This is a genomic window from Desulfofundulus sp. JL263-se, assembly GCF_056316025.1.
Window position 1 is genome coordinate 1,983,196 of record NZ_CM149993.1, and the last position, 14,854, is coordinate 1,998,049.

Consider the following 14,854-nt stretch of genomic DNA (forward strand, 5'->3'; position numbering starts at 1 on the left):
GGGGAGGGATGGTTTTGCGACAACAAAAACGGGCTGCTGGGCAGTATATTGTCTTTTACGTAGGTAGCGAAGCTTACGGTGTAGAAACCGAGTACGTCCAGGAGATAATTCGGGTCCCGGAAATGGTGAAGATTCCCCGGGCCCCGCTCTATCTGGAGGGGCTGGCAAATCTTAGAGGGAATATCCTCGCCGTAATGAACACGAATATCAGACTTGGTTTGGAAAAAAAGCCCTTGGACGAAGCCAGCAGGGTTATAGTCCTGGACGACGGCCACAAGCGGCTGGGTTTCATTGTGGATAGGGTATCCGAGGTGGTGAACATAGCCGCTGACGAAATTGAAGAGGTCAGGGAAGGAGAGGCCAGGGCAGATTTTCTCAGGGGCATAGCCAGGCTGGCGGGAGGCAAACACCTGATGATGATAATAGATGTGGAGCATTTTATGAAGATGGGGGAAAACAGGGAGCAAGTTGCAGATGCTGTTGAAGCTCAGGCATTTGCCCAACCAGAGGAACAAAGGAAAGGGGAAGAAAAAAAGGAAGAAAAAGTTCAGCTCGTTACCTTTCGGCTCGGAAATGAAGAATACGGAATTGACATAGGGATGGTCCAAGAGATCGTCCACCTGCCGGAGACCATTAATCAGGTACCCGATGCACCCCCTTATCTTGTAGGAATTACAGCCCTGCGGGGTCACGTTCTGCCGGTGGTCAGCTTGAGAACCCTCTTTCAACTGGGAGATGATGAAGTAAATGACCGGACGCGCATAGTAGTGGTGAACCTTTGCAGTCAGCAAAAGGGGAAGGTTGCAGTGGGTCTGATAGTTGACGCGGTAACTGAGGTTCTTCGCATTCCCAAAACGATTATTGACCCTGTGCCGGGCCTGCTGCGCACCGGGAACCGCGAAGGTATAAGCGGAGTGTGCAAGATAGCGGGAGGTAAGCGGCTGGTATACGTGCTTAACCCGGCAGGCTTCCTCGCCTTGAATGTTCTCCTGAAAGTGGGCGAAGCGCTGGACAGCGAAGAAGAAATGGCCAGCACTAACGAACAGGAAGAACAGCTGGTGACTTTCAAGCTGGGCGAAGAAGAATTTGCGGCTGGCATTACTGATGTCCGGGAAATCATCAGAGTTCCGGATATAGTGGCTGTTCCCAAGGCTCCGCAGTTTGTAGAGGGAGTAATTAACCTTCGCGGAACCATAATTCCCATAATTGATCTCAGAAAAAGATTCGAAATGGAAGAAAAATCTAGAAATGACCATACAAGGGTTGTAGTAGTAGAGATAGACGGGCTTTTGACCGGCCTTGTTGTTGACTCGGTACGGGAAGTGCTGAAGATTTCCCGCCTGGCCATCGAAGCAGCGCCGGAACTCTTGACCGGTTCGGTAGACAGCCGCTTTGTCAGGGGAATAGCTAAAGCCGTGGAAGGTGAGCGGTTGATCATCGTATTGAACGCTAAGGAGGTTCTCTCGTTTAAAGAAAAGGAGGAACTGGTGGACTTTGGGCAAAACGTGGAACTCGAAGAGGCTACGGGTACTGATGGCTGACGACTCTGCTCTCATGAGGAGAATCCTTAAAGAGATGTTTTCTTCTGATGCTCAAATCGAAGTAGTGGGCACCGCCCGTGACGGTGAGGACGCAGTAACGAAGGCACTGGAGCTTAGACCTGACGTGGTTACCATGGACGTGAATATGCCCGGGATGGACGGCCTCACTGCCCTCCAGCGCATCCTGCTTAAGGCACCGGGAAGGTCTTGGTGGCCAGAGGGGGTTATCATTTAAAAATAAAAAAGAATGCCGGTGGCAGGCTGGTGGCCAGGCTTAGCCGGCAGCCGGCGAATGCTTTATATATTCCCTCGGTTAACGTAACCATGCAGTCGGTCTTAGAAAAAGTACCTCCCCGGAATATCATAGGAGTACTTCTCACCGGAATGGGCGACGACGGAGCGAGCATGATGGTGAAAATAAGGAAGCAGGGTGGCTACACCATAGCTGAAGCGGAAGAAACCGCGGTGGTCTGGGACATGCCCAGGGAGGCTTATCTCAGGGGCGGAGCTGAGGTGGTAGCTCCGTCCCACCTCATTGCCGGGCAAATTATTGAAAGGGTGAAGAGAGATTGAAAGCCAGCCAGGTTAAGAAGCTTATGGATATTCTGTCCACCCACCCGGAAGAGAGGGAAAAATGCTATGCGGCCGTGGAACTCTCTGGTTTTTCCCAGGATAACGTCGTGGAGTATTTGGCAAAGAGGCTGGTAGAAGAGGAAAGCCGCCCGGTGCAGGAGACCATTGTGAGCGCACTTATTGCTATTGGTACGGAGGCAGTGGTGAGGCGGTGTGCTGAGCTTTTGCGCAGCGAGGACGCTTACCTGAGGAATTCGGCAATAGAGGTACTGCAGTTACTGCAACATACAGCGCTGGAGGCAGTCAGAGAACTTTTGCAGGACCCTGACCCGGATGTGCGGCTTTTGCCGTGAACGTCCTGGGAGAACTGAAGGCCGAGGAGGCCGTAGAACTTTTGCGCCGGGTTGTGGAAGAAGATGAGAATATCAACGTGGTGGCTGCGGCGGTGGAATGCCTGGGCGAAATGGGCCTGCGCAGTGAATAGAAGCGCGCATGCGTGCAGTTGGCGTGGACAGCTTCCGTGCCTATTTTGCCTGGATGCGGTTCGATACCTCGGGCCGTGAGCTGCAGGAGCTTCTCAACGCCCTGACCGTCAACGACTTTTTCCGCGAGTATCAGCAATTGCGCTGCTTTGCCGAAGAAGTAATACCTGAGGTCCTGGAAAACAAAAGCAGTCAGAATACCAATAGAATACGCGTGTGGTCCACGGGAGAAGAAGCTTACACTTTAGCCATCATTATGAAGGAAATGACCAGAGGGCTGCCCGTTGCCTGGGAAATTCACGCTGCCGATTTGAATACGGACGTGCTGGTACAAGCAAAAAGAGGACTTTACGGCATACGCGCCGTTAAAGACGTTCCGGAAGTTTACCTCATGCAATATTTTTCCCAGGTGGAGGAACAGTTCGAGGTACGTCCCGAATTACGCCGCCAGGTACTTTTTTACCACCTCAACCTTCTAAATCGGGAAAACGTGCGGAAAATGGCGGACTTCGATGCCATCTTCTGCCGCAACGTTCTCATCTACTTTGACGACGCTTCGCGCAGAGAGGTGGCCCTTTACTTTTACGATGCCTTGAGGAAAGGCGGTTTCTTCTTCCTCGGCCGCTCGGTGTCAATGAGCCGCACTGCTCCTATTTTCAGGCTGAGAAAACTTTAAGGATGCAATTATATATCAAAAAGTGAGGCGAGGGAGAGATGGCCGTACGGGTATTGATAGTGGATGATTCGTCTACGGTTCGTGGTTATTACACTTCCATCTTAAGCAAAGCCGGTTTTACTGTGGACCATGCAGTCAACGGTTACGAAGCCCTGGAAAAGGCGGTAAAATTTGATTACGACCTCTTCATTGTGGACATAAACATGCCCAAGATGTCAGGCTACGAACTGGTACGGCAACTTAGAGAGGATGAAAGGGGGGTTAGGGTGCCAGTGGTAATCATTTCGACGGAGGCAAAGGACAGCGACCGCCTGGAAGGCTACCGAGCCGGGGCTAACCTCTTTCTGGTAAAGCCGGTAAAGCCAGAAAGGCTTCTTTTTCTAACCAAAACTATCGCTGGAGTGAGGTAGTTAAGCGAAAAATGGATGAAATTCTGGAAAAATTTAAAGAGGTTCTCGACAAAACCGGATTTTTAGCCCTCTCCCTGGTTCACAACCCCGACAGCCAGGCGTTAGACCAGCTTTTAGAAAAAATAAAGGCCCTGGTAGGGCTTACCAAAGAATATGAGGCCCTAAACGAGCTGGCAGAAGGACTGTTGAGGATTCTAAACCGGGTAAAAACAGGGGAGATTGCCGCATCGGAGCAGCTTGCCGGAGCTGTCAGCAGCGCCCTTGAGTTCCTGCTGGAGGTCGTGGAAAAAGCAGAAACAGAAGGGGAGCTGCAGGTGGACGAAGATGCCTGCCGGGAAAGGATTGATAGGTTGGGAGAGTTGCCTTATAAAACCAATCTGACCGATGTTTCCCGGATGCCGGAAGCGGCCGACCAAATGGCACTCGGGAAGTGCGTTTATGAAGTGAACCTGGAAATGCGGGCCTCAGCCGAATCACCCGATCTGCTGGCAATTTATGAAAAACTGGCTTCCTGCGGAGAGATAATTCGTGCTGTGGCAAACGAGGTAGGAAAGCTGGACACCGGCGCGGCGACTGACGTGCCATCTTTCTTGTCCCTGCATTTTTACCTTAGCTCTGACCTCAGCACACATGCTTTGGAAAATACGCTTGCTGAAGTTTTAGGAGATTTGCCCGACCTGCACCTAACTATTTGCCCGGTCTTTTTGGAAACAGATAAGCCCGGTACTAGACCGGAAGATGTCAACCCAGGAAACTTCGGCAAAGAGAAAAAGACGTCCCGGGTGGAAGAGAAACCAGCTTCTCCTCCTGATATCCAGTTAAATCAGGAAGAAACAGAAGTTCTGCAGTTGATTCTGGCTCAGTTGAGAGAATACCTCGGACAACCGTGTAGCCGTGAAGATTTTCCGCGGTACGGTCTTTCGGTAGCCAGAATTTTAGCGGGGATTGGTACATACTTTAACAAGCCTGAGCTGAAGAAAGCTGAGGAACTCCTGGAAAAGCCGGGTTCTGAATGGCAAAGGGAACTCTTTTCACTCCTGGATGCAGCCGAAAAAATGGTCAGGGGTTTAGCTGCGAAAGAAGGCACTTCAATTGTACCTACGCCTGTAAAACCTGAAAGAACGAAAGTTTCTGCTCCCGCTGCACTGAGTAAAAGCATCCGGGTAGATGAAACTAAGATAGACCGGCTAATGGCGCTGGCAGGCGAACTGGTGATAAAATGCAATGCTTTGCTTTATGTAGCAAGGAAGGTAGAGGAAGAGTACGAGCTGGCTGAAGTTGCCAGAGAGTTAAAAGAACAGCATGCAGGGCTGGACAGATTGGTCCGCGAGTTGCAAGATGCCGTGATGGACATGAGACTTCTTCCGGCAAGCTATATCTTTCAAAAGTTCCCGCGGATGGTACGTGACCTGGCCAGGGAGTTGGGTAAAAAGGTTGAACTGCGGCTGGAAGGGGAAAATACGGAAATCGATAAGGCCGTTATGGAAGCGATCAGTGAGCCCATGGTCCACCTGGTGCGCAATGCTATAGATCATGGTTTTGAACCTCCTGAAGAGCGGCTAGGCCGGGGGAAAACAGCCGAGGGCACAATAACTCTCCGGGCTCTCAGGGTAGGAAACAAAATGGTGCTGGAGGTGGAAGACGACGGCCGGGGTGTCGACGTAGAGCGCGTGCGGGAGAAAGCGGTTTCGGCAGGACTTGTTTCAGCAGAAGAAGCCAGGTCCCTGACTGAGGAACAGGTGCTCGAGTTTCTCTTTGTCCCCGGTTTCAGCACGGCAGAAGAAGTGACAAAGGTTTCAGGCAGAGGGGTAGGCATGGATGCAATCAGGACGGCTGTCCGTAACCTGGGGGGGAGTGTAAAGATAAAAACGAGTCTTGGAGCCGGCACCAGGGTGAGAATGGAACTTCCACTTACTTTGGCCACCTCCCGCGTCCTGCTGGTGGTGCAGGACGGCAGGAAATACGGGTTGCCGATAGCGGATGTTAGAGAGATGGTTAAAGTGCATGCTGGCAAACTGGCCAGCATGCAGGGGAAAAGGATTGCGGTGATCCGCGGCGAGTTGGTGCCGGTGCTTTTCCTGGGTGAATTTTTTGAGGGTGGCAAAAAAGAGACCGGTGACCAGGAATTGTGCCTGGTAATCCTGACGAACGGCTTTGCACTGGTCGTAGATGATTTCTTGGGTCAAGAAGACATTGTACTTAAATCCCTTCCAGATTTGGGTAATGATTCCTGTTTCGCCGGAGCAGCCATATTGGGAGACGGGAGTATCCTGCCGGTGCTGGACCCGCACTGCATGCGGAGGCAGCTCCAACAGGCAAATCAATAAGCGGAGGTGCTGAGACGATGTTTAACGAAGAGTCCCTTCCCTATATAGAGGTTTTTCTGGAAGAAACCACTGAACAACTTCAGGAGCTGGAAGGTAAACTGGTATTCCTGGAAAAGAACTCTTCCGACCGCACCTGTTTAGACGAAATTTTCAGGATTGCCCACAATCTTAAAGGCAACGCGGCAACAGTCGGCTTTGAAGAAATGGCCACCCTGGCTCACCGCATGGAAGACCTCCTGGATGGTGTGAGAAAAAGGGGGATTCACCCCTCCGGTGAAATTATCGACACATTATTCAATGCCCTTGACGCGCTAAAAGGACTGGCCGGCAAGGCCCGGGGAGAGGGCGGGGACGTCCTTGAGCTGGAAAGCCTGGTAAATAAACTGGAGCATCTGACTCGCAGCGGACATGATGCGGGTGCCTTTGCAGAATCAAGAGAAGACGAACTAATGATTAAATTTGAGGAAGATTGCAGTATGAAGGCGGCGCGTGCTTTCGTGGTGTTAAAGACTCTGGAAGAACTGGTGAGAATTATTGAGGCCCAACCTTCATTTGACGAAATCAAAGAACATGGCTTTGAGGGTACAGAAATAAAGGTCCGGTTTTTTGCCGGGGAGAGCCCAGATGTTGTAAAGGAAGCCCTTCAGGCTATTCCCGAGGTCAAAGAAGTAGAACTGGTCCGTGATGAGATTAAAGTGGAAAAAGAGGTAGCCCTGAGAATTGATGTGGGCACGCGCCTGGACCCGCAGGCATTAGAAGAACGTTTGAGAGAAAGGCGTGCCGGCCGGGCGATTGTAGATTTAACCGGTCTGTGTGAACTCGGCCCGGCCGGCTTAAGCCGGCTCCTTTGGGCCCGTAAGCTAACCGGAGTTGAATTTACACTGCCCCGGCATCCTCAACGAAAAAAATTTTTAGAGCTTTTGGGGTTCGGTGAAAGCGCCAGGTGCAGCGGGGCCAATCTTGAGCCGGCCACCACGAAAAAAGCGTGGCAGATGGTGTTAAACCGCCTGGGAATATAATTTTTTACTGCTTCTTTAAAAACCAGGAGAGACACTCTGGCAAACCATTTTCTTGTCAACAAAGCTATGACGGGACAAAGTACCGCAGCTTGGTTTGCGGATTGCCAGTAGATAATCAATCCATTGGTTGGCATAATGGACGCCTCCAGCAAACGCATTGGTCAGTTTAGTCAAAAGAAAACCCGTCTGCTATTGTTTTCGAGAAAATTGTCATAAAGTACATTTCCATTTTACGGCTCAAGGCGCATTACTGCCCAGCTCCGCCGGGAGGGTTTTATTATCAACCGTAAAGCATTCAACGCCACATGCGCGAAATGGAAATCGCCGGCATTTGCCTGGGCCCGAACCTGAGCAAGCGGAGCCAGCAGCACCAAGGTATACCCTTACTTGCTCAGAAACCTTGACATCACCCATCCCAACCACGTCTTGGGTATTGACATCACCTACATTCACCTGCAAAATTGGCCATCATGGACTGGTACTCCCGTTACGTGGTAAGCTGAGAACTCGATCAAACTCTGGAACTACCTTTCGTTGAGGCTGTAAAGGGTGCCCTGGCCCGAAACAAGCCGGGGATTATAAAAATTAATCACCACGACCAAACATATATTTGCAGCTTAAAATTTTAATGGGGTCCACCTAGATTTTTTCTCTTACACCTTTCCGAATCTTATCCCAAATAAGTAACCTGGTTGTTAACAATGATTTGTCAACAACCTCAGCCCGGAGCAAAATGCTCCGGGCTTTTATTTGCTAAAAAAAAGTCCAGCTTTCGCTGGACGGGGAGAGATAGAACTCACCAAAGCGGAGTATTTATAGTATCTCCCATTCCCTGTCTAATATTCTATGGTAAATAAAATTTTTGGGGCAATAATCTATAGTTACTCGTGTTATACTTTTAAATAAAAACTTATTCCCCCGGAGGTGGCTTTTTTGAAGGGTATCACTGAAAAAATGTTACTGGCAGGTATTGGTGCGTTTGCTTTAACCAGGGAAAAGGCAGAACAGTTTATCAATGAAATGGTTAAAAAGGGGCAGGTAAAAAAGGATGATGCTCAATCGATTCTAGAAAATTTGATGCAAAAGGGTAAAGAAGAAAGGCAGGTACTAAAACAAGCTATCAGAATCGAATTGGAAAAGGTTAAAAGTGAATTGAATCTGGTATCACGGGAAGAACTTAATGAACTCAAGGAAAGAATTTCACAGTTGGAAAAAAAGCTATTATCTAACCAGGAAAATAAATAATCTTAAGTTTTATAATTTTTTAGCATATTTTTAGGACATCCCCAATTATAGATAAATGGGGGGGTCCTTATATGTCTTATATTTATCAAAAACTTTTGTCCGGCACTCTCGCTCTTTTATTTATTTTAACAATCGCACCGGGAACTGCCTTGGCTGCTAAAACAAGCCATAAAGGCATTGTAACCCAATCACCCAGGATTACAACAATAATCCTGGTCATTGACGGACTTCAGCAAAATCATCTTAAAACGGCAAAAATCCCTAATATTAAAGGTTTAATGAAAAGAGGAACAACCATCCAAAAAGTTGCCAATGTTCCTGACGGCATTTCAGATACAGTTTCAGCTTTACTTACGGGGACTTCTGGTATTAACAAAGAAACACTGGCTGAATTTTATTCCTCCCAACGTAAAAACGGTATTAAAACTATATTTATTGACGGTACCGGCGGGAAATTAGAGTCAGTAACCCAAGGAGCTTCCATTGTAAACAGGGGCCCTTACCACGAGGCCGATAAAATTATGACTGATGCCCTTAAGGAAATCAATCCCTCGAAAAACTTCTTTTGTATAATTGTTTTATCCCAATTTAAAGAAAAAAATAGCCGATCCTACGATAAATATGAGCAGGCCATGTCAATAGCCGATAATCAGGTAGGATTATTATTAAATCATCTGCGAAACCTTAATATATTAAGTGATACTTGTGTTGCCATAACAGGTACTACTGGAAACCCCCCAATCATTTTAAACGGGCCCAAAATTCAAAACGGGCTCAAAATTCCCATTGCCACCTACGCAGATGTGGCTGCTACCTTAAGCTTCCTAAATAATCAAGGCAGATACGGTACTGGAATGGTACTTTACGAAGCAATAGAGCCCGATACCACGTATTCACGAAGTTACCTATTGGAACAAAGAGTAAAAGAATTATCCGATGCGTATGCCCGGGCAATCAATCAAATTGAACAAATGCTCAATGAATATGAAGAAGTAAAACGCCGGCAAAACGAGCTGGATAACGAAAAAGCACGCTTTGGAAAGATAATTGAAAACCAACAAAAAGAAATTAATAAGCTTAAACTTAAAATAACCCTGTTTAAGCTTGCCGGGTACACGGCTTTATTAATATTCGTTGCAGCCCTTTATATTGAATATCGTTACTTAAAGAAACGTTTTATGTTTTTTTTGTAAAAACTTTATTGGCATATGTCCAATGTTTTTCTTTTTGTTAGCAGGATTTTAATAATTTCCGTAGAAATTTATCCGAAATTTTAAAAATTATCGCAAGCAGGAAATTCGCTAGGATTTGTAGAAATTTAATCTAAAAATATGTCCAATTATTCAGTCAAATGATTCACCTTTAGACGACGCAGAGGTGATAATATGAAACTAGCAATTTCAGGTAAAGGTGGAGTAGGTAAAACAACTATAGCATCTGCTCTAATCAAGGCTCTTGCAGAAAAACGTTCAATTGTATTTGCTATAGATGCTGATCCCGATGCTTGTTTGGCATCGGCCATTGGAATTCCGGACCAAGAAGCTCAAGACATAAAGCCAGTCGTGGAAATGAAAGACTTAATCCGGCAAAAAACTGGGGGTGGCACATTTTACGTATTGAATCCCAAACTAGATGATTCTATAGAAAGCTATTGTTACAAACATGGTAACATTTGGTTCCTCCGCATGGGAAATGTAAAAAAAGGAGGGTCCGAGTGTTATTGTCGGGAAAACACTTTTTTAAACGCGCTTGTTTCCTCCTTACTTCTTGATAAAGACGAAGCAGTTGTAATGGATATGGGAGCAGGCATAGAACATTTAACAAGAGGTACCGCCAAAGGCGTTGATATGATGCTTGTAGTGGTAGAGCCCAATAAGAACAGCATCAATACTGCTCACCGGGTTCAACGGTTGGCGGGTGATTTGGGGATAAAAAGTATTAAAATTATTGGAAACAAAATCAGTTCCGAAAAACAAAAAGAATTTATCGAAAAAAGCTTCCGGGACGGAGATGTCCTGGGATTTATAAAGTTCAATGACAGGCTTTGGGCAAGCTCAATGGATTCAGAAGATGTAATGAAGTCAGGGGGAGAGTTGGTGGAACAAATCAGGGAAATTTGCCAAAAAATTGAGAAAGAAGGGGTGGGTGATAAATAACCAAAAAAACTTATCCCCACTAGGCACCTAGTTCTGACTCTTAAAAAGGTGCGAGGCTTTTAGTTTACTAATTAAATAGCAACTCTTAAATTGAGGAGGTTGAAGTTTAATGCCAAGGTTTAGAGATGTAAACCATACCTGCCGGCCTTCGGATGCGCCTCGAGTATTAGATCCGAAGGTGATTAAACGGTCCGTTGACCCGGCAGTGATTGAAATGGTCGACATAGCACAAGAAAAAGGTATAATTACTGCTTTTGATCGGGCCGTTGCCCAGCAACCCCAATGCCAGTTCGGGTACAAGGGTCTTTGCTGCCGTTTTTGCATGATGGGGCCGTGCCGTATCAAGTCCGATGAAGGTCCTGCCAGCAGGGGTATTTGTGGTGCTTCGGCATGGACCATTGCCGCCCGTCATACCGGCCTTATGTTGCTCACCGGTGCCGCTTCCCACAGTGAGCACGCCAGCCACATGGCCCATACCCTGTTGGAAGCAGCTGAAGGACATGCACCCGATTACGGCGTAAAGGATCCGGAAAAACTACGTGCTGTTTGTAAGCGTGTTGGTATAGAAATAGAAGGCAAAGATGATATGACGCTGGCCAAAGAACTGGCTGAAGCAGCGCTGGCCGATTATAGCCGGCTCAAAGGGTTCGGAGAATCTACCTGGGTAAATACTACAGTTACCCCCGACCGTATTGAAAAATTCCGCACCCATGATGTTATGCCAAGCGGTGTTTATAATACAATTTCCGAACTGGTATCCCAAGCTCACGTTGGTATGGATAACGATCCGGTTAACATCATTTTCGCTGCAGTACGCGTAGCCCTGGCAGACTACGTAGGTATGCATGTGGGAACTGATCTTTCCGATATCATTTTCGGAACACCTAGCCCTGTTGTTAGCGAAGCTAATATGGGCGTAATTGACGAAAAGAAGGTTAACTTTGTATTACATGGCCATAACCCCATCCTTAGTGAAATTATCGTTCAAGCAGCAAAGGAATTGGAAGGCGAGGCCAAGGATGCCGGCGCTGAAGGAATCAACCTCATGGGCATCTGCTGTACGGGTAACGAAGTATTAATGCGCCAGGGAGTACCCTTGGTAACTTCCTTTGCTTCCCAGGAGTATGCCATAGCCACCGGCGCAATTGACGCCATGTGCGTAGACGTACAGTGTATTATGCCCTCCATTAGAACTGTAGCTGAATGCTTCCACACCCGTATCATTACCACTTCACCCATTGTTAAGATACCCGGAGCATATCATATCGATTTCCAAACCGATAAAGCCCTGGAAAACGCCAAGCAGGCAATACGAATTGCTATAGAAGCTTTCAAGGAGAGGGATAACAGCAAGGTACACATTCCGACTATTAAAAACAAGGTAGTTGCCGGTTGGAGCAAGGAAGCTCTATATGAAGTATTCAAATCCGTCAATCCCGATAACCCGGTAAGTGTTCTAACCAATGCCATTTTAAGTGGCGAATTGAAGGGCGTTACAGTATTTGCCGGCTGCAACAACCTGAAGAGACCTCAAGATCAGAGCCACCTGGAAATCATTAAGGAATGTCTCAAAAATGACGTTTTCGTAATCGGAACTGGTTGTGCAATGCAAGCCTGCGCGAAAGCAGGACTTTTAGCCCCCGAAGCAGTAGAAGAATATGCTGGCGAAGGGCTGAAGAACTTCCTGGCCCGCATTAGTGAAAAAGCCGATTTGAGCACTGGTCTGCCACCGGTATTCCACATGGGTTCCTGTGTGGACAACACCAGGTGTTCCGATCTATTGATGGATATGGCCAGAGAACTAAACGTTCCTACTCCTAAAGTACCGTTTGTAGCCTCCGCGCCGGAAGCCATGAGCGGCAAGGCAGTGGCTATCGGTACATGGTTCCTGGCTATGGGTTGTCCGGTACACGTAGGCGCTATGCCACCTGCGGAAGGCAGCGACCTGATTTACAGTATTCTGACCCAGATTGCCGGTGACGTTTTCGGCGGGTACTTTATGTTTGAAATGGATCCTGCAGTTGCAGCTAAGAAGATTTTAAGTGCTCTCGAATATCGCACCTGGAAGCTGGGTGTGCACAAGAAAACTGCCGAGAACTTTGAAACCGAACTCTGTCAGGGTTATTAATAAACCGGGTCGAAGGGAGGAATTTTAATGTCTTTTGATCAGATCTTTGAAGGTGCCATAGAACCGGGCAAAGAGCCGAAAAGGCTTTTTAAAGAAGCCTATGAAGGTACCATAACCGCACTCAGCTACGCAGAAATACTGCTTAACCAGGCCATTCGCCAATATGGTGAAGATCATCCGGTAGGATACCCCGATACCGCCTACTACCTGCCCGTAATCCGCTGCCTGAGCGGTGAAGAAATCAAAACCCTGGGTGACTGCGTGCCGGTGTTAAACCGCATGCGCCACGCCGTCAAAGAAGAAAAAACCTTTGCAAACGCCCGCAAGTGGGGTGAAGCCACCTGGTACGCGGCAGAGATTATCGAGGCCGTGCGCTACCTGAAGCACAGCCCGGAAAACCCGCTGCACGTTCCACCGTGGACCGGGTTCATCGGCGACCCGGTGGTCCGCCAGTACGGCATCAAGATGGTTGACTGGACCATCCCGGGTGAGGCCGTAATTCTCGGCCGGGCCAAGGACTCCAAGGCAGCCAAAAAAATAGTCGACGACTTAATGGGTAAGGGCCTCATGATCTTCCTCTGCGATGAAATTATAGAACAACTCCTGGAAGAAAACGTCAAGCTGGGCGTTGACTATATAGCCTATCCCCTGGGCAACTTCACCCAGGTGGTGCACGCGGCCAACTACGCCCTCCGGGCCGGCATGATGTTCGGCGGCATCAAGCCGGGAGATTATGACGCACAGCGCCAGTACCAGCGCGACAGGATTCTAGCCTTCGTGCTCTACCTGGGCGAGCACGACATGGTAAAAACCGCTGCCGCCATGGGCTGCATTAACGTAGGTTTCCCCGTTATAACCGACCAGGAACTCCCGGAAGACAAGCAGATTCCCGACTGGTTTATCAGTGAGCCGGATTACGATAAGATCGTCCAGAAGGCCCTGGAGACCCGTGGAGTTAAGATTACATCCATCAGCATCGACGTACCCATCACCATCGGCCCCGCCTTCGAGGGCGAGAGCATCCGCAAGAAGGACATGTACGTGGAGTTCGGCGGGACCAAGACTCCCAGCTTCGAGCTGGTGCGCATGGCCGGTGAAAACGAAGTGGAAGACGGCAAGATTGAACTCATCGGCCCCGATATCGACACCGTAGAAGCCGGCGGCCGCATGCCCCTGGGTATAGTGGTTGACATATACGGCAAGAAGTTCCAGGAAGACTTCGAACCCGTTCTCGAGCGCCAGATCCACTACTTTACCAACTACGGTGAAGGCCTGTGGCACGTGGGCCAGAGGGACATCATGTGGGTGCGCATCAGCAAGGATGCCTTTGGAAAGGGATTCCGCCTGAAACATATAGGCGATATACTATACGCCAAATTCAAGGCTGAATTTGCCTCCATCGTAGACCGGGTACAGGTCACCATTTATACCGATGAGGAAAAAGTCCTGGAGATGCGGGAAGTGGCCCGGAAGTACTACCAGAGGCGGGACGAGCGCCTGAAAGAACTGAAGGACGAAAAGGTGGATACCTTCTACTCCTGCACCCTGTGCCAGTCCTTCGCCCCCACCCATGTTTGCGTTATCGCCCCCGAGCGGGTGGGACTGTGCGGTGCCGTAAGCTGGCTGGATGCCAAGGCGGCCTATGAAATTAACCCGCACGGCAACAACCAGCCCATTCCCAAGGAGGGCGTTATCGACGAGGTCAAAGGTCAGTGGAAATCCTTTAACGACTTCGTCTATAAAAACTCGCAGCGCAGTGTCGAAGCCGTTAATTTCTACACCATCATGGAGCATCCCATGACCTCCTGCGGCTGCTTTGAGTGCATCCTGGCCATGGTTCCCGAGTGCAACGGCTTCATGGTAGTTAACCGCGAGCACTCCGGCATGACCCCGTCCGGAATGACCTTCAGTACCCTGGCCGGGACCATAGGAGGCGGCGCCCAGATGCCCGGGTTCATGGGTATCGGCAAGTCATATCTTGGCTCGCCCAAGTTTATTCCTGCCGACGGCGGGCTGGCCCGCCTGGTCTGGATGCCCAAGGCACTGAAGGAAGAACTGCGGGAAATGCTGGAAGAAGCAGCCGAGCGGGAAGGTTTGGGCAAGGACTTTGTGGACAAAATTGCCGATGAGACAGTGGGCACCAGCGGAGAAGAAATACTGCCCTTCCTGGAAGAAAAAGGCCACCCGGCCTTAACCATGGATCCGTTAATGTAAATATTAAACTAAGATATGAATTGTCTATACCGGAACCCTTATTATAAGGGTTCCGGTAGGGCATTCTTTGTTGCAAGTAATAA

The 14,854-nt window shown here is 48.7% G+C and carries 14 protein-coding genes and 1 pseudogene; all 15 read left to right on the forward strand.

From position 1 onward, the window contains the following. The first annotated feature begins 14 nt into the window (after positions 1-14). The 15 genes and pseudogenes from ACX4JR_RS10210 (at position 15) to acsB (ending at position 14,771) form a co-directional block, all read left to right on the forward strand. Positions 15-1,541, forward strand: a complete 1,527-nt coding sequence (locus ACX4JR_RS10210; protein WP_476057963.1) for a chemotaxis protein CheW — start codon at positions 15-17, stop codon at positions 1,539-1,541. Continuing rightward, positions 1,534-1,776: a response regulator gene (locus ACX4JR_RS10215; protein ID WP_476057964.1), complete on the forward strand. Its 243-nt coding sequence runs from the start codon at positions 1,534-1,536 to the stop codon at positions 1,774-1,776. Before ACX4JR_RS10210 ends, ACX4JR_RS10215 begins: the two co-directional genes overlap by 8 nt. Then, entirely contained in the window at positions 1,752-2,114 is a 363-nt protein-coding gene (locus ACX4JR_RS10220; protein WP_476057965.1) for a CheB methylesterase domain-containing protein, read from the forward strand. The genes ACX4JR_RS10215 and ACX4JR_RS10220 overlap by 25 nt, the downstream gene beginning before the upstream one ends. Continuing rightward, positions 2,111-2,467 (forward strand): HEAT repeat domain-containing protein, encoded by a 357-nt coding sequence (locus ACX4JR_RS10225; RefSeq protein WP_476057966.1) that lies wholly within the window; start codon positions 2,111-2,113, stop codon positions 2,465-2,467. The genes ACX4JR_RS10220 and ACX4JR_RS10225 overlap by 4 nt, the downstream gene beginning before the upstream one ends. Continuing rightward, complete coding sequence (locus tag ACX4JR_RS10230; protein ID WP_476057967.1) at positions 2,464-2,598, forward strand: HEAT repeat domain-containing protein; 135 nt, start codon at positions 2,464-2,466, stop codon at positions 2,596-2,598. The genes ACX4JR_RS10225 and ACX4JR_RS10230 overlap by 4 nt, the downstream gene beginning before the upstream one ends. Positions 2,599-2,606: 8 nt before the next feature. Further along, positions 2,607-3,272 carry a CheR family methyltransferase gene (locus ACX4JR_RS10235; protein WP_476057968.1) on the forward strand — a complete coding sequence of 222 codons (666 nt, stop codon included), beginning with the start codon at positions 2,607-2,609 and terminating at the stop codon, positions 3,270-3,272. Between the two features lie 38 nt (positions 3,273-3,310). After that, positions 3,311-3,682: a response regulator gene (locus ACX4JR_RS10240; RefSeq protein WP_476057969.1), complete on the forward strand. Its 372-nt coding sequence runs from the start codon at positions 3,311-3,313 to the stop codon at positions 3,680-3,682. An 11-nt stretch (positions 3,683-3,693) separates the two neighbouring features. Continuing rightward, the gene (locus ACX4JR_RS10245) at positions 3,694-6,009 is read left to right on the forward strand and encodes a chemotaxis protein CheA (RefSeq protein ID WP_476057970.1); all 2,316 of its coding nucleotides are present in this window, start codon (positions 3,694-3,696) and stop codon (positions 6,007-6,009) included. Between the two features lie 17 nt (positions 6,010-6,026). Next, entirely contained in the window at positions 6,027-7,028 is a 1,002-nt protein-coding gene (locus tag ACX4JR_RS10250; RefSeq protein WP_476057971.1) for an Hpt domain-containing protein, read from the forward strand. Positions 7,029-7,253: 225 nt separating this feature from the next. Beyond that, positions 7,254-7,630, forward strand: a pseudogene (locus ACX4JR_RS10255) (IS3 family transposase); the annotation flags it as partial. A 331-nt stretch (positions 7,631-7,961) separates the two neighbouring features. Beyond that, the gene (locus ACX4JR_RS10260) at positions 7,962-8,273 is read left to right on the forward strand and encodes a phasin family protein (protein ID WP_476057972.1); all 312 of its coding nucleotides are present in this window, start codon (positions 7,962-7,964) and stop codon (positions 8,271-8,273) included. 71 nt (positions 8,274-8,344) lie between these two features. Continuing rightward, positions 8,345-9,466 carry a hypothetical protein gene (locus tag ACX4JR_RS10265; protein ID WP_476057973.1) on the forward strand — a complete coding sequence of 374 codons (1,122 nt, stop codon included), beginning with the start codon at positions 8,345-8,347 and terminating at the stop codon, positions 9,464-9,466. A 192-nt stretch (positions 9,467-9,658) separates the two neighbouring features. Next, positions 9,659-10,429 (forward strand): ATP-binding protein, encoded by a 771-nt coding sequence (locus ACX4JR_RS10270; protein ID WP_476057974.1) that lies wholly within the window; start codon positions 9,659-9,661, stop codon positions 10,427-10,429. A 109-nt stretch (positions 10,430-10,538) separates the two neighbouring features. Next, positions 10,539-12,557, forward strand: coding sequence for an anaerobic carbon-monoxide dehydrogenase catalytic subunit (gene cooS / locus ACX4JR_RS10275; protein ID WP_476057975.1), 2,019 nt, complete (start codon positions 10,539-10,541; stop codon positions 12,555-12,557). 27 nt (positions 12,558-12,584) lie between these two features. Continuing rightward, positions 12,585-14,771, forward strand: coding sequence for an acetyl-CoA decarbonylase/synthase complex subunit alpha/beta (acsB, locus tag ACX4JR_RS10280; protein ID WP_476057976.1), 2,187 nt, complete (start codon positions 12,585-12,587; stop codon positions 14,769-14,771). Positions 14,772-14,854 lie beyond the last annotated feature (83 nt).